The 21834-nt window shown below is 72.7% G+C and carries 20 protein-coding genes and 1 pseudogene; 10 read left to right on the top strand and 11 right to left on the bottom strand.

The window, feature by feature from the left end; genetic code table 11:
• Window positions 1-246 precede the first annotated feature (246 nt).
• Entirely contained in the window at window positions 247-1014 is a 768-nt protein-coding gene (locus tag ABZ573_RS12605; RefSeq protein ID WP_358117985.1) for an ABC transporter ATP-binding protein, read from the top strand.
• Window positions 1014-3563, top strand: coding sequence for an FtsX-like permease family protein (locus ABZ573_RS12600; protein ID WP_358117982.1), 2550 nt, complete (start codon window positions 1014-1016; stop codon window positions 3561-3563). The genes ABZ573_RS12605 and ABZ573_RS12600 overlap by 1 nt, the downstream gene beginning before the upstream one ends.
• An 88-nt stretch (window positions 3564-3651) precedes the next feature.
• Here the strand turns inward: ABZ573_RS12600 and ABZ573_RS12595 are convergent, their stop codons facing one another.
• A complete protein-coding gene (locus tag ABZ573_RS12595) occupies window positions 3652-4305 on the bottom strand; it encodes an HAD family phosphatase (protein ID WP_311412763.1) in 654 nt (217 codons plus the stop codon).
• Window positions 4306-4489: 184 nt separating this feature from the next.
• On the opposite strand from ABZ573_RS12595, the gene ABZ573_RS12590 reads away from it, so the two are divergent.
• Window positions 4490-5044 carry a hypothetical protein gene (locus ABZ573_RS12590; protein ID WP_151454175.1) on the top strand — a complete coding sequence of 185 codons (555 nt, stop codon included), beginning with the start codon at window positions 4490-4492 and terminating at the stop codon, window positions 5042-5044.
• Between the two features lie 9 nt (window positions 5045-5053).
• Here the strand turns inward: ABZ573_RS12590 and ABZ573_RS12585 are convergent.
• The 7 genes and pseudogenes from ABZ573_RS12585 to ABZ573_RS12555 form a co-directional block, all read right to left on the bottom strand.
• Window positions 5054-5845, bottom strand: a pseudogene (locus ABZ573_RS12585) (neutral zinc metallopeptidase); the annotation flags it as partial.
• 148 nt (window positions 5846-5993) lie between these two features.
• Window positions 5994-6818, bottom strand: a complete 825-nt coding sequence (locus ABZ573_RS12580; RefSeq protein WP_358117978.1) for an endonuclease/exonuclease/phosphatase family protein — start codon at window positions 6816-6818, stop codon at window positions 5994-5996.
• 466 nt (window positions 6819-7284) lie between these two features.
• Window positions 7285-8385, bottom strand: a complete 1101-nt coding sequence (locus tag ABZ573_RS12575; protein WP_327028271.1) for an ionic transporter y4hA — start codon at window positions 8383-8385, stop codon at window positions 7285-7287.
• Between the two features lie 25 nt (window positions 8386-8410).
• Complete coding sequence (locus tag ABZ573_RS12570) at window positions 8411-9172, bottom strand: glyoxalase (protein WP_358117975.1); 762 nt, start codon at window positions 9170-9172, stop codon at window positions 8411-8413.
• Between the two features lie 144 nt (window positions 9173-9316).
• The gene (locus tag ABZ573_RS12565; RefSeq protein ID WP_358117972.1) at window positions 9317-9646 is read right to left on the bottom strand and encodes an SMR family transporter; all 330 of its coding nucleotides are present in this window, start codon (window positions 9644-9646) and stop codon (window positions 9317-9319) included.
• Window positions 9643-10020, bottom strand: a complete 378-nt coding sequence (locus ABZ573_RS12560; protein WP_151454170.1) for an SMR family transporter — start codon at window positions 10018-10020, stop codon at window positions 9643-9645. Before ABZ573_RS12560 ends, ABZ573_RS12565 begins: the two co-directional genes overlap by 4 nt.
• Window positions 10017-10565: a TetR family transcriptional regulator gene (locus tag ABZ573_RS12555; protein WP_151454169.1), complete on the bottom strand. Its 549-nt coding sequence runs from the start codon at window positions 10563-10565 to the stop codon at window positions 10017-10019. The genes ABZ573_RS12560 and ABZ573_RS12555 overlap by 4 nt, the downstream gene beginning before the upstream one ends.
• 542 nt (window positions 10566-11107) lie before the next feature.
• Between ABZ573_RS12555 and ABZ573_RS12550 the strand changes: the two genes are divergently transcribed.
• The 3 genes from ABZ573_RS12550 (at window position 11108) to ABZ573_RS12540 (ending at window position 14075) form a co-directional block, all read left to right on the top strand.
• On the top strand, window positions 11108-11926 hold the full coding sequence (locus tag ABZ573_RS12550; RefSeq protein WP_358117967.1) for a DUF5994 family protein: 819 nt from the start codon (window positions 11108-11110) through the stop codon (window positions 11924-11926).
• Window positions 11927-12439: 513 nt separating this feature from the next.
• Window positions 12440-13555 (top strand): glycosyltransferase, encoded by a 1116-nt coding sequence (locus ABZ573_RS12545; RefSeq protein ID WP_358117964.1) that lies wholly within the window; start codon window positions 12440-12442, stop codon window positions 13553-13555.
• Window positions 13509-14075 (top strand): hypothetical protein, encoded by a 567-nt coding sequence (locus ABZ573_RS12540; RefSeq protein WP_358117961.1) that lies wholly within the window; start codon window positions 13509-13511, stop codon window positions 14073-14075. Before ABZ573_RS12545 ends, ABZ573_RS12540 begins: the two co-directional genes overlap by 47 nt.
• Here ABZ573_RS12540 and ABZ573_RS12535 read toward each other — a convergent pair.
• Window positions 14048-15166: an ice-binding family protein gene (locus tag ABZ573_RS12535; protein ID WP_358117958.1), complete on the bottom strand. Its 1119-nt coding sequence runs from the start codon at window positions 15164-15166 to the stop codon at window positions 14048-14050. The genes ABZ573_RS12540 and ABZ573_RS12535 overlap by 28 nt on opposite strands.
• A 530-nt stretch (window positions 15167-15696) precedes the next feature.
• Between ABZ573_RS12535 and ABZ573_RS12530 the strand changes: the two genes are divergently transcribed.
• The 4 genes from ABZ573_RS12530 (at window position 15697) to ABZ573_RS12515 (ending at window position 20307) form a co-directional block, all read left to right on the top strand.
• Window positions 15697-15897 (top strand): hypothetical protein, encoded by a 201-nt coding sequence (locus tag ABZ573_RS12530; RefSeq protein WP_358117955.1) that lies wholly within the window; start codon window positions 15697-15699, stop codon window positions 15895-15897.
• A gap of 277 nt (window positions 15898-16174) precedes the next feature.
• Window positions 16175-17218 carry an acyl-CoA desaturase gene (locus ABZ573_RS12525; RefSeq protein ID WP_358117952.1) on the top strand — a complete coding sequence of 348 codons (1044 nt, stop codon included), beginning with the start codon at window positions 16175-16177 and terminating at the stop codon, window positions 17216-17218.
• Between the two features lie 259 nt (window positions 17219-17477).
• Window positions 17478-18938: an SDR family NAD(P)-dependent oxidoreductase gene (locus tag ABZ573_RS12520; protein WP_358117949.1), complete on the top strand. Its 1461-nt coding sequence runs from the start codon at window positions 17478-17480 to the stop codon at window positions 18936-18938.
• Window positions 18939-19041: 103 nt separating this feature from the next.
• Window positions 19042-20307: a glycoside hydrolase domain-containing protein gene (locus tag ABZ573_RS12515; protein ID WP_358117946.1), complete on the top strand. Its 1266-nt coding sequence runs from the start codon at window positions 19042-19044 to the stop codon at window positions 20305-20307.
• A 16-nt stretch (window positions 20308-20323) separates the two neighbouring features.
• Here ABZ573_RS12515 and ABZ573_RS12510 read toward each other — a convergent pair whose 3' ends face one another.
• Together ABZ573_RS12510 and ABZ573_RS12505 are read right to left on the bottom strand one after the other, a co-directional pair.
• Window positions 20324-20620, bottom strand: coding sequence for a hypothetical protein (locus ABZ573_RS12510; RefSeq protein WP_358117943.1), 297 nt, complete (start codon window positions 20618-20620; stop codon window positions 20324-20326).
• Window positions 20621-20639: 19 nt separating this feature from the next.
• Window positions 20640-21722 (bottom strand): LacI family DNA-binding transcriptional regulator, encoded by a 1083-nt coding sequence (locus ABZ573_RS12505; protein ID WP_358117940.1) that lies wholly within the window; start codon window positions 21720-21722, stop codon window positions 20640-20642.
• Window positions 21723-21834 lie beyond the last annotated feature (112 nt).

The following is a 21834-nucleotide window of genomic DNA, read 5'->3' as shown; positions in this document are numbered from 1 at the left end:
CGCCGCGCGGTTGACCCTGACGCGGCGTCACTGTGCAGGATCGGTCCCGGCCGGCGGAACGCCCTCGCCCGGCCGCCCACTCAGGGGCAACCCTGAGTCGGCATTGGGGGGCACCCGCAGCGCGAAATCCGCCACGGCTCCGACCGGAGTCGGAGGGATCGGGGCTGGCGAGCACAGATGATGGGACTGCCGTGCCGGACCAGCGGGGGCGGCGCGGACCGAAGACAGACGGAAGAGGTAGATGACGTGACCGCGACGGTAGGCCAGCAGGCGCAGGCCGCGGCCCGGGCGAACGACGTGTGGAAGGTGTACGGCAGCGGCGAGGCGCAGGTCATCGCGCTGCGGGGGGTCAGCGCGGAGTTCGAGCGGGGCCGGTTCACGGCGATCATGGGGCCGTCGGGCTCGGGCAAGTCGACGTTGATGCACTGCCTCGCGGGCCTGGACTCGGTGACCCGGGGCACGGTGTCGATCGGCGACACGAAGGTCACCGGCCTGGGCGACGCGGGCCTGACGAAGCTGCGCCGCGACAAGGTCGGCTTCATCTTCCAGCAGTTCAACCTGCTGCCGACGTTGACGGCGAAGGAGAACATCCTGCTGCCCCTGTCGATCGCCGGACGCAAACCGGATCCGGCCTGGTACGACACGGTGATCGCCACGGTCGGGCTGCGGGACCGGCTGGACCACCGGCCGGCGCAGCTCTCCGGCGGCCAGCAGCAGCGGGTGGCGTGCGCCCGGGCGCTGGTCGCCCGGCCTGAGGTGATCTTCGCCGACGAGCCGACCGGCAACCTGGACTCGCGGGCCGGCGCAGAGGTGCTGAACTTCCTGCGCAACTCGGTGCGCGAGCACGGGCAGACCATCGTGATGGTCACCCACGACCCGACCGCCGCCGCGTACGCCGACCGGGTGGTCTTCCTCGCCGACGGGCAGATCGTCTCCGAGCTGATCGAGCCGACCGCCGACACGGTGCTGGACACCATGAAGAAGCTGGACACCCCCGTCGAGGTGGCGCGCTGATGTTCCGCGCGACCCTGAAGAGCCTGCTGGCCCGCAAGGTCCGGCTGATCCTCTCCGGCCTGGCCGTGGTGCTGGGCGTCATGTTCGTCTCCGGCGCGTTCGTGCTCACCGACACCCTCGGCCGCTCGTTCGACGCGATCTTCGCCGACGCGTACGAGGGCGTGGACGTCAACGTCGCCGCCAAGCCGAAGATCGACATCGGCGAGACGGAGGGCATGCCGGTGGCGGCGCCGGTGCCGACGGCCACCCTCGACAAGGTCCGGGCGGTGCCCGGCGTCGCCGAGGCCACCGGCGTGGTCGGCGTCGACGGGGCGCGGCTGATCGGTGGCAACGGCAAGGTGGTCGCCTCCTTCGGCCCGCCGCAGCTCGGCGAGAACTGGACCGGCGAGAGCGACCTGGTGCAGTTGCGCGAGGGGCGGGCCCCGCAGGCCGACGACGAGATCGTCATCAACAAGGCGCTCGCGACGGCCGGCAAGGTGAAGGTCGGCGACCGGGTCGGCGTGCTGACCCTCCAGCCGAAGCAGGAGTTCACCATCGTCGGCGTGTTCGGCTACAGCGGCGGCCGGGACTCCATCGGTGGCGCCAACGAGATCATGTTCACCACGCCGGTGGCGCAGAAGCTGATGCTCGGCGCGCCGGACACCTTCAGCAACCTCTCGGTCACCGCCGCCGACGGAGTGTCCGACGAGGCGCTGCGCGACGCCGTGGCCGCCGCGGTGGGTGCCGACTTCGAGGTCAAGACCGGTACGCAGCTGTCCGAGGACGCGGCGGCCGGCATGAAGGAGGCGCTGTCCTTCTTCAACCGGATCCTGCTCGGCTTCGCCGCGGTGGCGCTGCTGGTGGGCACCTTCCTGATCCTCAACACCTTCTCGATCATCGTGGCGCAGCGCACCCGCGAACTGGCGCTGATGCGCGCCGTGGGGGCCAGCGGCCGGCAGATCATCGGCTCGGTGGTGCTGGAGGCCATCGCGGTGGGGCTGGTCGCCTCGGTGCTCGGCCTCGGCGCGGGCATCGGCATCGGCGCGCTGCTGGCGTACCTGTTCAGCACGTTCGCCGGCGGGCTGACCCTGGCGGGGATCGGCGTGCCGCTCTCCGCGGTGGTCGGCGCGTTCTCCGTCGGTCTCGTGATCACCGTGGTGGCGGCGCTGCTGCCGGCGCTGCGGGCGTCGCGGATCCCGCCGATCGCGGCGATGCAGGACGTGGCCACCCCCGACCGCCCGCTGACCAAGGTCACCGTGGCCGGCGCGATCGTCACGGCCGTGGGCGGGGCGCTGCTGGCACTGGGGCTCACCGGCAACGCCGGGGGCAACACCCTCGCCACCATCCTCGGCGGGGTGCTGTTCGCCTTCATCGGCGTGGCCCTGCTGACGCCGCTGATCAGCCGGCCGGTGGTGAGCCTGCTCGGCGCGCTCTTCGCCTGGTCGGTGCCGGGCAAGCTGGGCCGGCTCAACTCGGGGCGCAACCCGCGCCGCACCGCCATCACCGCCGCCGCGCTGATGGTCGGCATCGCGCTGGTCACCGGCGTGACGGTGATCCTGGATTCGGCGAAGAGCAGCATCGGCGGGCTCGCCCAGGACAGCCTGAAGGCGGAGCTGGTGATCGCCGGGGCGCAGAGCGGCCCCCGGCCGCCGAGCTTCGACCCGGCCGTGCTGGAAAAGGCCGCCGCGATCCCGGGGGTGCGCCTGGCCGACGGCGAGTACGGCGACCTGGCGATGGTCGGCGGCGAGCGCACCTGGGTGGCGGCGAGCAGTGACGTCGCCGCGCTGCGGCTGATCTTCGGGGCCGAGCCGACCGCCGGCGACATCGACCGGTTGGCGCCGGACGGGATGCTGGTCAGCTCCGACACCGCGACGGCGCGCGGCCTCTCCGTGGGGTCGAAGGTGCCGGTGCAGACGTCCCGGGGCGAGGCGCGGACGTACACCGTGACCGGCATCTACGCCAGTTCCCAGCTGACCAACCCGGTGGTGCTGCCGGCGGAGGCGGCGAGCGGCTTCGCCATCCCGCAGCCCATCCAGGGTTTCATCCAGCTGGCGCCGGGCACCCGGGTGGCCGACGTGCAGCCGCAGATCGAGGCGCTGCTGGCCGACTCCCCCGAGGTGTCGGTGGCCGATCGGGAGGCGTTCATCGAGCAGCAGACCGGTCAGCTCGACGGCCTGCTCGTGATGATCCAGATCCTGCTGGCGCTGGCCATCGTGATCGCCGTGCTCGGCATCATCAACACCCTGGCGCTGTCGGTGCTGGAGCGCACCCGGGAGCTGGGGCTGCTGCGGGCCATCGGCCTGCGCCGGGCGCAGACCATGCGGATGATCACCGTGGAGGCGGTGGTGATCTCGGTGTTCGGCGCGCTGCTCGGCGTCGTCGTCGGCGCCGGCCTGGGCGCGGCCGTGGTCGAGGCGCTGCGCGACGAGGGCATCACCGACCTGGTGCTGCCCTGGACCCAGATGGGGATCTTCCTCGGCCTCGCCGCGATCGTCGGGGTGGTCGCCGCGGCGCTGCCTGCGGTCCGGGCCGCCCGGATCAACGTGCTCGGCGCCATCGCCCACGACTGATCCCGCCGCACGACGAGGGCCCCGCCGACCGGCGGGGCCCTCGTCCGTCAGGCGGGGCCCTCGTCCGTCAGGCGCGCCGCTCGCCGCCTCAGGCGCCCGGCGGCGGCGCGCCGAGCAGGGCGGCCAGCAGCTCCAGGTCCGCGCCGGTCAGGCTCTCCAGCTGGTGTACGCCGTCCAGCGGCCCGATCGGCACCTCCGCCGGTACGGCCAGCACCGCCGCGCCGGCGGCGAGCGCGCTGGCCACCCCCGTGGGCGAGTCCTCGATCGCCACGCAGCGGGCGATCGGCACGCCGAGCAGCCGGGCGGCGGTCAGGTACGGCTCCGGGTGCGGCTTGGCCGCCTCGACCTCGTCGCCGCAGACGACCGCGTCGAAGCTGTCGCGCCCGAGGGTGTCCAGCGCCACCTCCACCAGGGGCCGGCCGCTGGAGGTCACCAGCGCCGTCGGGATGCCCGCCGCCCGGACGGCCCGCAGCAGGTTCAGCGCGCCGGGGCGCCAGCGCAGCCCGGTGCGGAACAGCTCCAGGATCCGGGCATTGATCCACGCCGCGCTGGCCTGCGGGTCGCGCCCCGGCTGGCCCAGGTCGTCGTGCAGGAGGCGCATCGACGCGGCCATGCTGGAGCCGATCATCGCCTTGCGGGCCGGATCGGAGAGGGTGCCGCCGTACTCCGCCGCCAGCTCGTGCAGCGCGACGTCCCACAGCTTCTCACTGTCGACCAGGGTGCCGTCCATGTCGAAGAGCACGGCGGCGGGGTGGTGGCTGTTCAGCGGGTCCTCCCTCGGGTGCGTACCCCGGGATCCTCTCAGCCCCCACGCCGCCGGCGCGCGCCCAGGTGCCGCGGGGTGACCTGGCCGACGGGTTGCGCGCGGGCGCGAGACTCGGGACAACCGGCCGCCAGCCACGGCGGTCCCTCGCCCGGAGGTCGCCATGCGCGTCCGATCCCTGGTCTCCCGGTGCACCGTGATCCTGCTGGCCGCCGCCGCCGCGATCTGGCCGGCCGGGCCGGCCGCCGCCGCGAGCCTGCCGCTGGAGCGGTGCTACGGCCTGGAGACCCCCCAGCACGAGGATGAGCGGGACTGGTTCGCCCCGGGCAACGTGCACACCACGTGGCCCTCCCCGGTGGGCATGGTCGACCGGGACGTGTTCCGGGTGTCCGCCCTGGGCAAGGTCCGCATCGACCACTGGGGCACCCAGAAGTCGATCGCCGGCGAGCTGCCGCTGGCCGGCAGCGGCTGGCCCGCGCCGGACGCTCCCCGGTACGCGCTGATCGCGAAGGTGACCTCGGGTTCCATGCTGGTGCTCAGCACCGGGCTGTTCTACGGCTCGGGCCGGTGGTTCCCGGTCGGCGCCGGCAGCGGCTGCATGCTCTACTACAACGCCGGTGCGCCGTCGCGGCTGGTCTTCTCCTTCAACGACCCGAACCTCGGCGACAACGGCGGCGGGGCCTCGGTGTGGGTGCGGCAGTGGTGGGGCGAGTTCTGACCGGCCCGCTCAGGTGAGGCCGCAGGCGGCCAGGGACCGTTCGTAGCCGCGGAAGAACGACTCGGTGCGCTGCTCGGCGGTGCCGTGCGCGCCCTCGGCGAACCAGGGCTGGTCGGGTGCGTCGCCGACGGCCAGCAGCCCCTCGCGGAACTCCTCCAGGTCGCCGTCGGCGAGCCGCAGTGCCTTCGAGCGCACCGAGTCGCCGAGGTACGCCCCGGCCATGCAGTCGGCCTGCAACTCCTGCTGGATGGTGTAGGAGTGGCGGATGCCGAGCCGGGCCTGGATGCCATGCGCGTACTCGTGGCCGAGCAGGTAGAACACGAACGCGTCGCCGACCTGTCGGAACGCGCCCACCGACCATCTCACGTCGTAGGCGATGAAGTCGCCGGCCGAGCAGTAGACGGCGTTGTTGCGCGGTAGCGGCTGCCCTCCGCAGGAGACCTCCCCGGCGCGCTGGTACGGCACGATCCGGCTGATCGGGCGGAAGCGCTGCCCCGAGGCACGGAACTGGGCGGCCCAGTACCGCTCGGCGATGCTCTGCGCGTCGGCGACGTCCTGCCGGAACTCCGCGACGCTGGTGGTGCCGTCGGCCCGGGTCTGCTCGGCGCCGGGCGAGGCCGGGCCGCCCGGGCGCCCCGGAGCGGGCTGTCCGTCGGACTCGGACACCCCGCCGACCACGCACCCGGCCGCCGCGACGAGGGCCACCAGCAGGCCGGCCAGCGCGCTTCGCGACCGGCCCTGCACACGCGTCGTCACAGTGCCCTCCCCAGCGTCGGCGTCACGACGTCCAGTACCCCCGCGGCGGGCCCGCCATACCGGGGCAGGGAGGTGGGCGACGCCGCGGACGGCGACGGTTCACCGGTCCGGCCGTGCAGCACCGCCGGCCTGACTGCCCGGTCGACGGGGCAGAGCGGACGGGAGACCCGCCCGCCCTGACTCTCGGCCTCCGTCAGGTCACGTTGCACATCGGCCGGGGACCCTCGGCCATCGTGAGATCGCCGATCACGATCCGGTGGTCGGTGGTGGGCGTGTGCAGCCTGCAGCTACGGAAGTTCACGCCTCGGCCGAGCAGGTAGTCGAACTTCGCCGCAGCGGTGGGAAACCCGGGCCCGGTGTGCGGGAGGGTCTTGACGCAGCGGGTGTCCTCGGCTGGCCCGCAGAACGGGTCGACGTCCCTGAACCCGGCCTGCCAGATCGGGCCCATGACCTTCGTGACGTACGGCCGGGTGTTGAGGTCACCAAGAACGAGTGCGCGAGGGTACGCCCGCGTGGCGCTCACCAACTCGCCGACCTGCTTCTGCCTCATCTCTTCGCGTTCCCTCGTCGGCTCACTGAGCTGCGTGTTGAACACCCGGACCCACTGGCCGTCGACCTTCGTGGTGAACGACTGCATGCCGCGCGCCTCCCACCACCCCTCGTCCACGCTGTAGCCCTTCTTGTTGTGGGCCCTGACCGTGGTGCCCTTGGCGTAGACGATCGCGGTGCCGAGCCGACCTGGACATCCGATGTTCTGCGCGGCCGTTCCGGTCCGGTACTCGTACTTGAAGCCCGCTTCGTTGAGCTGCCGAACGGCCTCGCGTACCTCGTTCAGGCAGGATTCCTGCAACGCGGCCACCTGCGGCCGGAAACGCTTGATCTGATCCGCGACCGACTTCGGCGTGCCGAGTTTCTGACCGTTCGTGTTCCACGTCATGAACCGGTTGGGGATCGGCCTGAGGGCCTCCTCGGCGGCGTGGGCAGGGCCGGCGTACGCGGGCGCCACGAGCCCCGCCACCGCCGCCACCGACCCGGCCAGCCATACCCTCGCGATGCGCCATGCTGCGCGTGCTGTGCTGCTCGACCTGCTCATGTCTCCCCTGTTCCTGTGGATCAGTGTCGGACTGGCCGGGCGACGTGCCAGGGGCGCCGGCACTTCTCGGTTCGGGCGGACATTCGTCGTCTGCCTTCACTCCGCCATTCGGCTCCGAGTGCGAAAGGTCGTCCCGTGTGGCCAGATCTGCTGAAAGTGTCACCGGCGGTCGGTGATGCGGAAAAGGGTCTGCGCCGTTCGGAACAGTTCCGAACGCACTGCTCGGACGCGCTGATTTGGCCTTTGTAGACACGGCCAGGCACTTCTTCAGCAGGCGATCGTCCGGCCGAGGCCGTCGAACACCCCGCCGCAATTCTCCGTGCCGCCCAGGCGCGTGGGTCGGGCGGCGGGCTCGGCGGCGCGTGGGTCGGGCGGACGGTCGCGGCGACGGTCAGGGGCTGGCGGCGAGGAAGACGAAGGCGGCGAGCAACACCAGGTGCACGCCGCCCTGGAGCACCGTGGCCCGCCCCGGCACCACGGTCAGCACGCCGGTGACGACGGTGAGGGCGAGCAGGGTCACCTGGGTGCCGCCGAGGCCGAGCAGCAGCGGGCCCTCCAACCAGATCGAGGCGATCGCTATCGCGGGGATGGTCAGCCCGATGCTGGCCATGGCCGAGCCCAGGGCCAGGTTCAGGCTGATCTGCACGCGGTCGCGGCGGGCGGCCCGCGCTGCGGCGATCGTCTCGGGCAACAGCACCAGCAGCGCGATGATCACGCCGACGAACGACGGGGGCAGGTTCGCCCCGGCGACGGCGGACTCGATCGCCGGGGACACCGACTTGGCGTCGCCCACCACGGCGACCAGTGCCACCAGCAGCAGGCCGAGGCTGAGCAGGGCGGCCCGGTCCGACGGCGGCTCGGCGTGTCCCTCCGCGTCGAGCACCCGGCCCTGGCTGTTGACGGGCAGGAAGTAGTCGCGGTGGCGGCCGGTCTGCACCATGACGAACAGGCCGTAGAGGGCGAGCGAGACCACGGCGGCGAAGGCGAGCTGCGCAGAGGTGAACTGCGGGCCCGGCTGGCCGGTGGTGAAGGTCGGCACCACGAGGCTCAGCGCGGCGAGGGTCGCCACGGTGGCCAGCGCCCCGCCGGTGCCCTCGGAGTTGAACACCGCCACCCGGCGGCGCAGCGCCCCGATGAACAACGACAGCCCGAGGATGCCGTTGCAGGTGATCATGACGGCGGCGAAGACGGTGTCGCGGGCGAGGGACTGCGTCTTCTCGCCACCGCTGATCATGAGCGTGACGATCAGGGCGACCTCGATGACGGTGACGGCCACGGCGAGCACGAGCGAGCCGTACGGCTCCCCCACCCGGTGGGCCACCACCTCGGCGTGGTGCACGGCGGCCAGCACCGCGCCCGCCAGCAACACGGCCACCACGACCACGACGGGGCCGGACAGGTCGCGCCCCCAGGTCAGGATCAACACCAGGATCGCCAGCAGCGGCGTGACGACGGTCCAGTCGGTCAGACGGGTGCGGAACAGCGCGGCCATGCCCCCACCTTCGCAGAGGCGACGATCATCCGGCCCCGGACCGCCAGTCCGGGTCCGGCAACCACGGCCCGAGCGCGGCGGGATCGGCGACCGCCTGGCGTACCTGGGCACGTTCCGGTGCGGTCAACGGGAGGGTCGCGAGCCGACCGCCCCAGTCGGGCACCAGCTCCGGCTTCCCCAGCGCGAGCGACAGCTCGATCAACCCGGCCAGCGCCAACGCCTGTTCGATGGCCGGCGCCGCCTCGCCGTGCCGGCGCAGCCCCGAATTGAGCGCCCGGAAGGCGGCCAGGTCGTCGGTCTTGAACTCGCGCAGGATCCGCGCGTTGTCGAGGACCCGGGCCAGCCCCTGCAACCGCTTCGAACCGCCGTACTCCAGCTCCGCCGGCTCGTCGCGTCGGATGAAGATGATGGTGTTCCCCGACGGATCGACGACGCTGAACCGCGACGCACCGGCACGGTAGCGGGTCATCCGGGGGCGTCCCTTGGCGAGCACCTTGCCGTAGGTGCGGCGCATCCCCTCGCTGAACGCCGCGTGGTACGGCGCGACCTCGTCGACCATCACCAGGCAACCGCCGGTGTTCTCGGCCGACGGGTCCACGCCGCTCGGCGCGCCGCCGTAGTGCAGCTCGAACCCGCTCCACCGGAACGCCAGGTAGACGTACGGCTTCGTCTGCTCGTACGTGACCTCGAAATCGAGCGCACGCCAGAACGCCAGGGTCTCCTCCGCCGACACGCAGTGCAGCAGCGGCACCGTGGTCTCGTTCGGCTGGACGTGGTTCTCGGTCATCGTCGGCACCCACTCCCCCGTCCGGGTCGACAGCCCGGCCATTGTGCCAACGCGCGTGCCGCCACGCACGCCCCCCGGCGGGGGGCGAGGACGAGCGTGACCGGCCTCGCCCGGCGGATGACGCCGAAGGGCCGAGGTGCCGGCTCAGTGCGCCGACGTGGCGCCGAGTTCGACGAGGAGCACACCGCCGGCGATGAGACCGATGCCGAGCATCATGACCTTGGTGAGCGGGTCGTTGAAGGCGAACCGCGCGATGATCGCGGTCAGGGCGATGCCGGCCGCCGCCCAGACGCCGTAGGCGACGCCGACGGCCATGCCGGCGCGGAGGGCCAGGCTGAGGAAGACGAAGCACGTCACGTAGCCGCCGACGACGACGGGCGCCCATGCCTTCCTACGCAGCCCCTCGGAGGCACGCAGTGCCATGGTGGCGGCGACCTCGAAGGCGATCGCGGCGGCCAGGAAGACCCAGCTCATCGTGCCCCCTCGGGCTCGTGGTGGACGTCGTGCGGCGCGGTGTGCCCCGATTCCGCCGGGTGGGAGCCGAGTTCGACGAGCAGGACCCCGGCGACGATGACGGCGAAGCCGAGCCCCATCACCCAGGTCAGGGCGTCGCCGAACAGCAGCGCGGCCAGCAGCGCGGTGAGGGTGACCCCGCTGGCGGCCCAGATGCCGTACGCGACGCCGATCGGCATGCCCTCCCGCAGGACCAGCGAGATGAGTGCGAAGGAGAGGGTGTAGCCGACGACGACCAGCGCGATCCACGCGGGGTGGTCGTTGGCCGCCCGCAACGCGAGGGTCCCGCTCACTTCCAGGCCGATGGCTCCGGCGAGGTACAGCCACTGCTTCACGGGGCGTCGCCTTCCGCGGTCAGGTCTTCGATGAGCGCGACGAGGGCGTCGCGGTCCTGCGGTTCGGGTGGGAACAGGCCGGTGGCGAACGCGCTCCAGAGGCCGTCGGCGGCCAGCCGGGCCAGGGTGAGCCGGGCGCGCGTGGTCGGTGGCAGGTCCGGTGGCAGGTCGAACCACTTGGCGAGCCGCCCGACCCAGGGCCCCGACAGCGCCGGCCGGTAGGCGGCTTCCGCGGCGACCGCGTACTCCGCGCGGCTGGCGTCGCCGCCGTACGCCACGCGGGCGTAGGCCCGGATCCGCGCGGCGGGGGTCGCCTGGTCGAAGGGCACCGCGAGCGTGGCGAGCATCGCGTCCTCGACCCGTCCCGCGGCGTGCTCGACGATCGCCAGCAGGAGGGCGTCGCGGGTCGGGAAGTGGTACATCAGTCCCGGCTTGGTCATCCCCGCCTGCCGGGCGACGGCGTCGAGGGTGATGTTCGCGCCCTCCTCGGCGGAGATCAGGGTCATGGCCGCGTCGAGAACGGCGGTCCGCTGGCTCGGTCGCACCCCGTTACTTTACCTTCCGGACGGTAAAGTAACCGGACGATCGTGAGCACGATCACGAACGGGAAGCCGAGCGGCCGAGGATCCGACCGCGCTGACCACCCTGGCGGATTTTCACCACCGGAACGGCGGCGAAGCGCGGACCGGCCCGAACAGGCGTAGGCTGGGGCCATCCCGGAAACGACGACATCCCACTCCTGAGGTGCCCGCCACGCCGGCTCCCGCCGAAGGCATGCGAGGTCCGCACCGATCCGCGGTGGCACGACCGACCGCCCGGGACACAGTTCTCACCTTCCGACGGCCTGCGGTGCCATCGACCCGCGCCTACGGTACGGCGCCCGGGTCGGCACCACGGTGACCCGCACCGCCCGCACCCGGCCACAGCCGTAGGCGCCCCGCAGCGACGGGGCCCCGCAGCGCCGCCCCCGAGCGGGGCGGGCGACCCGGCCGGACGGGTCGACGAACCAGGCGCCCCGCCCGCCGCACGACGCGACCTGACGCACGACCCCACCGCTACGCCGCGGTCACGGCGATGAGGATCCGACATGACGCCATCGCCCCACGACCTCGCTCCCCCGTCGACGCCGCGCCTGCGGATCGAACCGACCCGGTCCACGCGTACGCTGCTCGACGGCGGCTGGTGGCCCCGATCGACAGACCCGCTCGCGGAACTGCCCGGCCTCGTCCTCGCCATCGACCTGCTGCACGGGCCGATCGTCCGGCTGGTCCTCAACGCCGACGCCTGGGACGGCAACCCGCGCCACCTGGCCGTCGACGGCAGGGTGCTGCGGCTGGGCTACTTCACCAGCCAGCCCGCCACCCTGCTGACCGCGATCTGCCGCAACGACGACCGCGTCGACCTGCTGGTCGTACCGCCGGAAACCCCGGCGGGACTGGCCGAGGCGGCGATGGCGCTCGCCGCCACCGCCGGCAACCTGGTCCACTCCCCGCAGTTGCTCGTCGTCGCGGGCACGACGTCCGACGCGAGGACCGACAGCGCGGACAGGCACAGCTGGGAGAGCGAGGGCGGCCGACTGCGCAGCGCCCCCCACGCCCCTGCCGCCGTCGCCGCCCGCCCGGCCGGCACCGAGCCGGCCCGAACGTCCGCGCCGGCGCCCGCACCGACAGCGCCCCCGCCGAGGCAGCGGCACACCGGAGACCTTCCGACCATCGCCACCAAGGAGCAGACCATGACGATCTCCCGGAACACGATCGTGGCCGCGCTGCGTCGACGCGGCCAGCACACCAGGGCCGACTGGGTCGAGCGGGAACTGCCCACGCAGGTCGACACCACCCGGCACGCCGGGCTGCTCGCGACCCTGCGTCTCGACCTCACCGAACTGGGCGGGTCGACCGCGCGGTGAGAGTGGCCCTGCTGGGCCCGGTGGCCTGGCGGACGCCGCCGCGCCACTACGGCCCGTGGGAACAGGTGACCGGCCTCCTCGCCGAAGGCCTCGTCGCGCGGGGCGTGGACGTGACGCTCTTCGCCCCGTTGGACTCGATCACCTCCGCAACCCTGGACGGGTTTACGACGACCTCATCGGTCGTCCGGAACGCTGACACTGTCCAGATACCGACATTTCGCACCGAATCCGGCCCCACTCGATTGAGGTTCACCGCCGGCCCCACCCCCCGCTGACGCGGCGGCCGACCCCTTGAACCCGTTCCGTCGGCCGTCCACGTCGGCCGACGCGCGCCGTTACCTCGTGAGGCCCGCCCCGTTCCCTCGGTGGCGGCCGACAGCCGGAAGGCACGGCACCCGATGTCCACCCGTTACGGCTTCCTGAGCACCCACCCGCCGACCCGCTGCGGACTGGCCACCTTCAACTCGGCCCTCACCGCCCATCTCACCGCCGGCGGCCCGCCGGGGCGGCGTCGTGCGGGTCACCGCCCCCGGCGACGACCAGCGCCCGGACCCCTCCGTGGTGCACACCTGGTCGACGCGGAACGCAGCCGGCTGGCGGGGCGCGGCCACGGCGCTCAACGCCTTCGACGTGGCCGTGGTGCAGCACGAGTACGGCGTCTACCCCGGGACCGACGGCGAGGACGTCCTGCCGCTGATGCGCCGGCTCACCGTGCCGAGCATCGTGGTCCTGCACACCGTGCTCCGTCAGCCCTCGGCCCGGCAGAAGACCCTGCTGGAGCAGATCGTGGCCGCCGCCGGCGCGGTCGTCACGATGACCGGCACCGCCCACGACCGGCTGCTCGTCGGCTACGCGGTGGACCCGGCGAAGGTGTCGGTGATCCCGCACGGCGCCGCCGACGCCGTGGGCGCGGCCACCCCGCGGCGGACCCGACCGCACCTGCTCACCTGGGGACTACTCGGGCCCGGCAAGGGGATCGAGTGGGCGTTGCGGGCGCTGGCCCGGTTGCAGGACCTGGACCCGACCCCCACGTACACCGTCGCCGGCCGGACCCATCCGAAGGTGATCGAGCACCAGGGCGAGGCGTACCGGGCCGGCCTGCACCGCCTCGGCGCCGAGCTCGGCGTCGCGCACGCCGTGGACCACCAGGCCGCGTACCACGACGAGGCCACCCTCGGGGCGCTGGTGCGCTCCGCCGACGTGGTGCTGCTGCCCTACGACTCGGCCGAACAGGTGACCTCAGGCGTTCTGATCGAAGCGGTGGCCGCTGGCGTCCCCGTCGTCGCCACGCCCTTCCCGCACGCCGTCGAGCTGCTCACCGGCGGCCCGGGTCTGGTCGTACCCCATCGGGACCCGACGGCGCTGGCGGCCGCGATCCGGCGGATCCTCACCGAACCCGGCCTGTCCGCCAACCTCGCCGGCCGCTCCCGACCGATCGCGGCGGACCTGCGCTGGCGGCGGTGGCGGCGCGGTACGAGGCCCTCGCCGGACGGCTCATCGCCGGCCGGTCGCCCAGGGTCACCTCGGCAGCGGCGTGACCACGTCGCGCGACCGGGCCGGCGACGGCGGCCACGGCACCGGGATGCCGGCGCCCGCGCCGAGCTTCACCCACCTGGCCCGGCTCAGTGACGACACCGGCCTCTTCGAGCACGCCCGGCACGCCATCGTCCGTCGGGAACACGGCTACTGCACCGACGACGTCGCCCGGGGTCTGCTGGTCGTCAGCCGCGAGCTGGAGCCGTCGGCGCAGGTGCTCGGGCTGGCCGAGCGCTACCTGGCCTTCCTGACCCACGCCCAGGACGGTCGCGGCGCCTTCCACAACCGCCTCGGCCACGACCGGCGCTGGACCGACCAGCCCGGTCTCGGTGACTGGTGGGGGCGGGCGCTGTGGGGGCTCGGGACGGCCGCCGCCCGCAACCCCGCCGACTGGATCCGCACCGAGGCGCTCGTGGCCTTCAGCCGCGGCGCCGCCCGGCGGTCGGCCGCGCCGCACGCCATGGCCTTCGCCGGCCTGGGCGTGTCGAGAAGGACGGGTCAGGACGGTGCGCGTCGGTGTCGGACCCATCTTGTTGAGCCGTGCGGACCCCGGCGGCCGGTGACCGGCCGCCGGGGTCTCCCCGGTCAGGACTCGGAGGTCCTGCGGCGGTAGAGGAAGAGCAGGCTCGCGCCGGTGGCGACGGCGAGGCTGCCGAGGCCGGTCAGGACGGGTACGAGCGCACCACCGCCGCTAGCACCGGTCACCGGCAGCTGCGTTCGGCTCGGGGTCGGGACCCCGGTCGGCGTTCGCGTGGGCTGTCCCGTCGGCGAGCCGGTGGGGCTCCCGGTGGGCTGACCGGTCGGGGTGCCCGTCGGAGTGCCCGTCGGAGTACCGGTCGGAGTGCCCGTGGGAGTACCGGTCGGAGTGCCCGTGGGGGTGCCGGTCGGGGTGCCGGTGGGTTGACCGGTCGGAGTGCCCGTGGGAGTGCCCGTCGGGGTCCCCGTCGGAGTGCCGGTGGGCTGACCGGTCGGAGTGCCCGTAGGGGTGGTGGTCGGGCTTCCTGTCGGCTGCAGGCAGGCGGGGGTGTTGATGGTGTTGGTGTCGAGGGTGACGGCGCCGGTCTGGGCCAGGGCCCGGCCCTGCAGGGTCGCGCCGGTGTTCATGGAGATCGAGGTCTGGGCCAGGATGTTACCGACGAACCGGGTGCCGGTGCCGAGCGTCGCCGAGCTGCCCACCTGCCAGTAGACGTTGCAGGGCGAGGCGCCGTTGATGAACACCACACTGCTGTTCGCGGCGGTGATGAGAGTGGAGGCGATCTGGAAGATGAACACCGCCGCCGGGTCGTTCTGACTGTTGAGCGTCAACTGGCCGGTCAGTTGCGCGGCGCCGATCCGATACACCCCCGGGGTCAGCGTGGCGCCACCGAGTTCCGGCGGCCGGTTGGTGAAGGGAGTCCGGCCCGCGGCGTCGTTGTACGCGGTGGTCAGGTCGTCCTTGGCCTGCAGGGCGACGCCGTCTGCGAGGTGGATCTCGCCGGCGACGGTGCCCGGCGGGAAGTTGGTCGCTTCGCTGCCGGGGTGGACACCGAGGCTCTGCTCCAGGATGGTCGGACCGGTGTTGGTCACCTCCGAGCCGGCCAGTACGGAGAAGTTCGCCGCTGTCCCCAGGCCGACCGGCGCCTCGGCCGCGCTGGCACCGGTGCCACTGACGATCAGCACGGCGGCGGCCGCGCTGGCGGCGGCGACTGCTGCGAGCGCCGGCATGGCCGCGCGCCGAAGATGACGGATTCGGGTGACTGTCACGATGTTGCCCTCTCATGGTGCGTCTCCGGCCGGCACTGTCGCGTCAGCGCGCCGAAGTCACACACGTGCGATATTAGGTAATCGGACTTTTGCACGCAGAAGACGTAAATGCGCCGGAAATTCCAAATTCCTCGTCGATCGACCGGTGAGACGTTCCGGCTCGGCCCGGCGGCGCCAAAGCTGAACATTCAGAACGAGTCTCACGTCAATCGCAAGGGCGCCCGGAACGCCTTTCTGACGGGCCCGACCTCGCCGCCGCGGGCTCCGTCCAGGACGCGCGTCGGCCGCAGCACCCGCCCCCTTCGACGCATCCTGCGGGAGGCGTCCGCGCTGCCACCGCATGACCCGACCGTGTCGAATGCGCCGAATCGCCCCTCGCCGCTGCCGTGGTGTCTCCACGATGTGAAGAAGGTCGGACTCAGAACTGAGAGGGGTAGTGCGCGATGAGGCGTCGACGCAGCAGGAGGGTGCCGCTGCTACAGGCGGCAGCGATGTCGCTGGCAGCGATGGTGGCGGCGGCGGCCGTCGTACGGGCCCGGCGCCGGCGCGCCGTCAACAACGCGGCGGCCGGTGATCTTTCGGATCTGCGGGACAGCGCGTTCGCCGACGCGGGCACCAGCGGGCTACCGGTCCCCGGCGGCGCGGCCGCCCGGGACAAGCAGACGGCGTCACCGGCGGCCGCGGCGCGGTGAGGACGGGGAGCGCCGCCCCGCGCCCGGGCAGGCCCGGCGCCGGCCCGGCGTGACCGGGCGGCGCCTCGGATGCGTGCGCCTGGCGCGCCGCCCCCGTCCCGTCCACGCGGATCGGGGCGGACGAGTGCCCGCCCGCGGCGACCTGAGCGGGCCGCCGGGCCACGGGAGCAGGTCACGGTCGACCCCGACGCGGGCCCGCTGCTGACCTCACTCGCCCTGAAGGACCGCCTGTCCGACGACGACAGGCCGAGAACGCCACGCGCACGGAGCCGCGACGATGAGCGATGCGACCCTCGACACCCGACGTCACGGTGGCAGTCAGTACGCGGAACTGTCGCGCCTGATCCGGCGGGCGGGACTCCTCGATCCGCGGCGCGGCTACTACGCGCTGCGCATCGGCGCCCTCGGCGGGTGCTACGTCGGCGCCTGGGCGCTGTTCGGGTGGCTCGGTGAGTCGTGGTGGCAACTGGGCGTCGCGGCCGTCCTCGCGGTGGTCTTCGCGCAAGCCGGCTTCATCGGTCACGACGCCGGTCACCGCCAGGTCTTCCGTACCCGTCGCGCCAACGACCTGGTCGGCCTGGTCCACGGCAACCTCCTGATCGGCCTCAGTTACGGCTGGTGGATCGACAAGCACAACCGCCATCACGCGCACCCGAACACCGAGGGTCACGACCCGGACATCGTCGTGCGGCCGTTGTCGTTCACCCCGAGGCAAGCGCGGGAGCAGCGCGGGCCCGGCGCGCTGGTGGTCCGTCACCAGGCGTACCTGTTCTTCCCGCTGCTGCTGCTGGAGGGCCTGCACCTGCACGCCAACAGCGTCAAGGCCCTCGTCGGCCCGAGTCGGATCAGGCAGCGCCCAGTGGAGGCCGCGCTGCTGGCCGTGCACACCGTCGGATACCTCGGGGCCGTGATCCTCGTGCTGAGCCCAGCGCAGGCCGTCGCGTTCGTCCTCGTCAACCAGGGCCTGCTCGGCCTCTACCTCGGCAGCGCCTTCGCCCCCAACCACAAGGGCATGCCGATCCTCGCCGCCGACGACCGGCTCGACTACCTGCGGCGCCAGGTGCTCACCTCCCGCAACGTGCGCGGCAACTGGTTCATCGACGCCCTGCTCGGCGGCCTGAACTATCAGATCGAGCATCACCTCTTTCCCAGCATGCCGCGGCCCAACCTCCGTCGCGCCCGGCCACTGGTACGCCAGTTCTGCGCCGACCACGACGTTGCCTACCACGAGACCAGCCTGACGCGTTCGTGGCGTCAGGTGCTGGGGCACCTGCACGCGGTCGGATCGGGCCGACCGGCCGACGACGCCGGCCCGGGCTGAGGCTCAGACCGCTCGCCGGGTCCCGTCGCGCCGGACGCCGGCGACGGCCCCGCCTCGCCGGCGGTTCGGCGACGCCGATCACGTACGCGCGTCAATCGGGTCCACCGCCGCGTTCTCCCGGGCCGTGTTCCGAGGGTGCGCGCCGGCCGGTCGGCGGGCGCGGGATGCGCCGGCACCCTTGCGGTGACGTACAGTTCCGGGTCGGACTTGGCGTGGGCCGGGAAGACACGGCGCGGAAACGGGACGAGACAGCGACGGCATGACGGCGGACAACATCACCGAAACCGGCCACGACGGCATCGACCGGAGCCAACTGGAGACCTGCCTCAGCGTCTTCGAGGCGTTGGAGGACCTGCCCCCCGATCACCCCGACGTGGTGCGCGTACAGCGGGCCACCGCGCGGCTCTACAAGGTGATCAAGCAGCGCCGGCGCGAGGAGCGGCGGGACGCGCTCGCGGCGGCCGACCGCGCGGTGACGGCGGCCACCGCCACCGGCGCGCCGGGCCGGATCGACGACGAGACCCAGGGGATCCCGCTCGCCTCCCCCACCGAGGGCACCACTGCGGGCTTCCTGCACAACCCGCGCGGCTGCTATGTCTGCAAGCAGCGCTACCGCGAGGTGGACGCCTTCTACCACCAGCTCTGCCCGTCCTGCGCGGCGCTGAACCGGGAGCGCCGCGACGCCCGTACCGACCTGACCGGCCGGCGTGCGCTGCTCACCGGCGGCCGGGCGAAGATCGGCATGTACATCGCGTTGCGGCTGCTGCGCGACGGCGCGCACACCACGGTGACCACGCGGTTCCCGCACGACGCGGTGCGCCGGTTCGCGGCGATGCCCGACAGCGGGGAGTGGCTGCACCGCCTGCGGATCGTCGGGATCGACCTGCGCGACCCCGCCCAGGTGATCGCGCTCGCCGACTCGGTCAGCGACCAGGGCCCCCTCGACATCCTGATCAACAACGCGGCGCAGACCGTGCGGCGCAGCCCCGGGGCGTACGCGCAGCTCGTCGCCGCGGAGGCGGCGGCCCTGCCCGAGGGCCCCCTGCCGGAGATCGTCACGTTCGCCAAGCCGGCCGGGCGGGGCGAGACGGCGGGCGGCCTTACCGCCTCGCCGCAGTCGACCCCGCTCACCCCGCACGCGCTCACCGCCCTCGCGCTGACCAGCGGCTCCGCCTCGCCGGAGCGGATCGCGGCGGCCACCGCCATCGACGCCGGCGGCCTGGTGCCGGACCTCGACCCGGTCAACAGCTGGGTGCAGCGGGTGCAGGAGGTCGACCCGGTCGAGCTGCTGGAAGTGCAACTGTGCAACGTGACGGCGCCGTTCGTACTGGTCAGTCGGCTCCGGCCGGCGATGGCCGCGGCGAAGGCCCGCCGCAAGTACGTGGTGAACGTGTCGGCGATGGAGGGCCAGTTCGGCCGCGGTTACAAGGGGCCGGGGCACCCGCACACCAACATGGCCAAGGCGGCGCTGAACATGCTGACGCGCACCAGCGCCCAGGAGATGCTGACCGACGGCATCCTGATGACCAGCGTGGACACCGGCTGGATCACGGACGAGCGGCCCCACCCGACGAAGATGCGGCTGGCGGATGCCGGCTTCCACGCCCCGCTGGACCTGGTCGACGGCGCGGCCCGGGTGTACGACCCGATCGTCCGCGGCGAGCAGGGCGAGGACCTGTACGGCTGCTTCCTCAAGGACTACGCGCCCTGCGACTGGTAACCGACGCGTCACCAATCTGACACTATTGCCAACCTTCGATGGGTGTGTAAAAGTTCTTCACTGACTTCAACCTCGTGCAAGAAAACCTTCGAGGGAGACCGGGATGAGAAGGACCACCACCTGGCTGCTGGGCCTCGCCACCGCGGCGGGGCTCACCGTCACGCTCGGCTCGGCGGCCGTGGCCGAGTCGGCGCCGCAGCCGCAGCCGCAGTCCGTGGCGGTGTCCGCCGTCGGTCCGCAGCCCGGCACCTTCGTCGGCAAGGGCTTCGACACCTGCACCGCACCATCGCAGTCGGCGATGAACGCGTGGCGCGCCAGCTCGCCGTACCGCGCGGTGGGCATCTACATCAGCGGGGCCAGCCGGACCTGCGCGCAGCCCAACCTGACGGCGACCTGGGTCGCCAACCAGGTCGCCAACGGCTGGCGGCTCATCCCCATCGAACTCGGCTACCAGGCCCCCTGCGGCACCCGCGCGCCGAAGATGTCCGCCGACCCCGCCACCGCGCGCTCGCAGGGCCGCACCGCCGCCGACAGCGCCGCCAGCGCCGCGCAGGCGCTGGGCATCGGCGCCGGCAGCACCATCTACAACGACATCGAGCACTACCCGACGACCGCGTCGTGCCGCGCCGCGGTGCTGTCGTTCCTGTCCGGCTGGGTCGAGCGGTTGCACACCAAGGGCTACCTGGCCGGCATGTACTCCAGCGGGTCCTCGGGCATCAAGGACGTCTGCCTGGAGTACAACAACGCGAGCTACACCAGGCTGGACCAGATCTGGATCGCCTGGTGGAACGGCGTGGCCGACACCGACGCCGGGAGCTACTGCTCCGACGCCTACTACGCGAACCACCAGCGGCTGCACCAGTACGCCGGGGACGTGACGGAGACCTGGGGCGGCGTGACGATGAAGATCGACCGCAACTACCTGGACGTGAGCACGTCGCAGCAGCCGCCCCCGCAGCAGTGGACCACCACTATCGACAACACCACGTCCGGCCGGTTCACGGCGGGCGCCAACTGGAGCACGTCGTCGTACTCCGGGCAGCGCTTCGGCACCGACTACCGGTTCGCGAACCCGACCTCGGCCAGCGACGTCGCCTGGTACCGGGCGAACGTCCCCGAGACGGGGACCTACGAGATCTCGGTCTGGTACCCCGCCGACCCCGGATACAACGCCCAGACGCCGTACGTCGTCGCCACCGCCTCGGGCAATCGGTCGGTGACGGTCGACCAGCGCGTCAACGGTGGACGGTGGGTGTCGATCGGCGTCTTCACGCTCGCGGCCGGCGACGGCAACAAGGTCGGGGTGAGCCGCTGGACCAGCGGCAGCGGCTACGTGGTCGCCGACGCGGTACGCATCACCCGCGCCTGACCGCACGGCTGCCGGGTCAGCACCGTCGATCCGGGTAGTTCTCGCCCAGTTCGATCTCGGCCCGTACGGCGAACTCGCGCAGCCTGGTGATCGCCTCGGCGGGCCCGCCGGTGGCCTGCACCATCGCCGACTGGGCCAGGATGATCAGCGCCTCGACCGCCTCCTGCGGCCGGGGGTTGACCAGGGCGGCGACCTGGCCCATGTCGTCGTCGAAGTAGGCGAGCAGGATCCGGCTCGCCAGCCCGATGGTCCGAGCGGTGTCCCCCGCGAGGTCGTCCGCGCCGCCCGGCGTCACGTCCCGCGCCCCGCCCACGGCGCCCTCCGGTGGTCGGTCACGCCCGGCCGGTCACCGGGGGCCCGAGGGTCTCGCCCTCGACCAGGGTGCAGGGCAGCAGCCGCTGGTGGTCGCTGTCGCGGCCGTGCAGGATGTCGTCGAGCACCTCGATGGCCTGCCAGCCCATCTCCCTGCGGGCGATATGGAAGCCCGTGAAGTCGAGGTCGGTCTCGGCCTGCCGGGTGGGATCGCCGAGGGCCACCAGGGACAGGTCGCCGGGCACGGACATGCCCCGGGCCCGCGCCGCCTCGGCCACCGCCACCGCCTCGACGAGTTCCTCGCAGAGGACGGCGGTGACCCGGGCCGCGCGCAGTGCGTCGAGCAGCTCCGCCGTGGTCCTGTCGCCGACCGGCTCGTGCCGGCCGTCCACACCGGTCTCCCGGACCGCGGCGGTGAAGCCGGCGAGCCGGTCGGTGGCGGACTCGGCCCCGGCGCCGGCGCCCACGTACGCCAGCGCCCGGTGCCCGAGGTCGACGGCGCGGTGGACGAGGGTGGCGGTGGCCCGGGCGTAGTCCGCGCCGACGTAGGGCACCGGACCGCCCGCCCCGGACGGCAGGTGGGCGTCGTCGCGTCGACCGACGGACACGAAGGGCATGTCCCCGGCGACCATCCGGGCCAGCTCGTCGCGGGGGATCTCCCGACCGAGCAGCACGCAACCGTCGGCGAGCCGGATGCGGTTGTTGTCGTGGAAGATCCGGCGGCTGCCGCCGCTCACGGGGGCGCTGGTGAACAGCAGCAGGTCGCACCCGATGTTCTCCGCGCACGCCTCGATGCCGGACATGAACGGGTGGTAGAAGTTCGCGCTGGTGCTCGGGAACACCGACTCGTAGGTGAACACGCCCAGGATCTGGTTGTGCTGTTGCAGCAGCCGCCGGGCGAGCGGGTCGGCGACGTAGCCCGTCTCGCGGATGACGCGCAGCACCCGTTCCCGGGTCTCCGGGGCGATCCGCCAGGCCGCCTCGGTCCGGTCGTTGAGCACGAGCGACACCGTCGTCTGACTCACTCCGGCCATCCGCGCGATCTCGTGCTGCGTCAGCCTGCCCCGCCCTGCGGACACGGATATCGGCCACCTTCTGAGCATCACGTATCGCCGATGGTTGTCGCGGAGGATGCTGCCCGGCCCGCAGAACCGGTGTCAAGGGCCGACGGACGCAGTAATACGTATTACGGCCTCCGGCGGTATTGACCCGGGC

The organism is Micromonospora sp. NPDC007220 (genome assembly GCF_040634035.1).
Taxonomy (GTDB): Bacteria; Actinomycetota; Actinomycetes; order Mycobacteriales; family Micromonosporaceae; genus Micromonospora; species Micromonospora reichwaldensis.
Note: the sequence above shows the minus strand (reverse complement) of the source record. Positions and strands in the feature narration are given on the sequence as shown.

Coding starts and splice junctions, on each gene's coding strand:
- ABZ573_RS12600 (WP_358117982.1), top strand. CDS start 1,014: ATGTTCCGCGCGACCCTGAAGAGCCTGCTGGCCCGCAAGGTCCGGCTG.
- ABZ573_RS12590 (WP_151454175.1), top strand. CDS start 4,490: ATGCGCGTCCGATCCCTGGTCTCCCGGTGCACCGTGATCCTGCTGGCC.
- ABZ573_RS12575 (WP_327028271.1), bottom strand. CDS start 8,385: ATGGCCGCGCTGTTCCGCACCCGTCTGACCGACTGGACCGTCGTCACG.
- ABZ573_RS12570 (WP_358117975.1), bottom strand. CDS start 9,172: ATGACCGAGAACCACGTCCAGCCGAACGAGACCACGGTGCCGCTGCTG.
- ABZ573_RS12565 (WP_358117972.1), bottom strand. CDS start 9,646: ATGAGCTGGGTCTTCCTGGCCGCCGCGATCGCCTTCGAGGTCGCCGCC.
- ABZ573_RS12550 (WP_358117967.1), top strand. CDS start 11,108: ATGACGCCATCGCCCCACGACCTCGCTCCCCCGTCGACGCCGCGCCTG.
- ABZ573_RS12540 (WP_358117961.1), top strand. CDS start 13,509: ATGCCGGCGCCCGCGCCGAGCTTCACCCACCTGGCCCGGCTCAGTGAC.
- ABZ573_RS12535 (WP_358117958.1), bottom strand. CDS start 15,166: ATGCCGGCGCTCGCAGCAGTCGCCGCCGCCAGCGCGGCCGCCGCCGTG.
- ABZ573_RS12530 (WP_358117955.1), top strand. CDS start 15,697: ATGTCGCTGGCAGCGATGGTGGCGGCGGCGGCCGTCGTACGGGCCCGG.
- ABZ573_RS12525 (WP_358117952.1), top strand. CDS start 16,175: ATGAGCGATGCGACCCTCGACACCCGACGTCACGGTGGCAGTCAGTAC.
- ABZ573_RS12520 (WP_358117949.1), top strand. CDS start 17,478: ATGACGGCGGACAACATCACCGAAACCGGCCACGACGGCATCGACCGG.
- ABZ573_RS12515 (WP_358117946.1), top strand. CDS start 19,042: ATGAGAAGGACCACCACCTGGCTGCTGGGCCTCGCCACCGCGGCGGGG.
- ABZ573_RS12505 (WP_358117940.1), bottom strand. CDS start 21,722: ATGCTCAGAAGGTGGCCGATATCCGTGTCCGCAGGGCGGGGCAGGCTG.